Here is a 368-nt window from a genome sequence, read left to right as displayed (position 1 = left end):
TAGCAGCTGTTGTAGTTGTTTTTCCGTGGTCAACGTGTCCGATTGTCCCGATGTTTACATGGGGTTTACTTCTTTCAAATTTTTCTTTAGCCATTTTTTAGATACCTCCAAAGATAATTCTTAAATGTTATTTTTTACAATTTTACTTACTTATTAAAAAAAAATCCACACGTTGTGCTTTAGCATTCCTGTGTAGTAATAAATGGTGGTGAGGGAAGGATTCGAACCTTCGAAGGCAGAGCCGTCAGATTTACAGTCTGATCCCTTTGGCCACTCGGGAACCTCACCGATTATTAAGTTTTAGTGGTACCCCGTAGGGGAATCGAACCCCTGTTTCCAGAGTGAAAATCTGATGTCCTTACCACTGA

1 protein-coding gene and 1 tRNA gene are annotated in these 368 nt (G+C 39.7%); both read right to left on the bottom strand.

Annotated features, from left to right (window positions below):
- A partial coding sequence (locus tag I6E31_12525; GenBank protein ID MCF2640781.1) for a hypothetical protein occupies positions 1 to 94 on the bottom strand: 94 nt, incomplete at its 3' end.
- 109 nt (positions 95 to 203) lie between these two features.
- Positions 204 to 288: transfer RNA gene (locus tag I6E31_12520), tRNA-Tyr, on the bottom strand.
- Between the last annotated feature and the right edge of the window lie 80 nt (positions 289 to 368).

Source organism: Fusobacterium varium, assembly GCA_021531615.1.
Lineage (GTDB): Bacteria > Fusobacteriota > Fusobacteriia > Fusobacteriales > Fusobacteriaceae > Fusobacterium_A > Fusobacterium_A varium_C.
The sequence above is the reverse complement of the archived record's forward strand: the minus strand, read 5'-3'. Positions and strand labels throughout refer to the sequence as shown.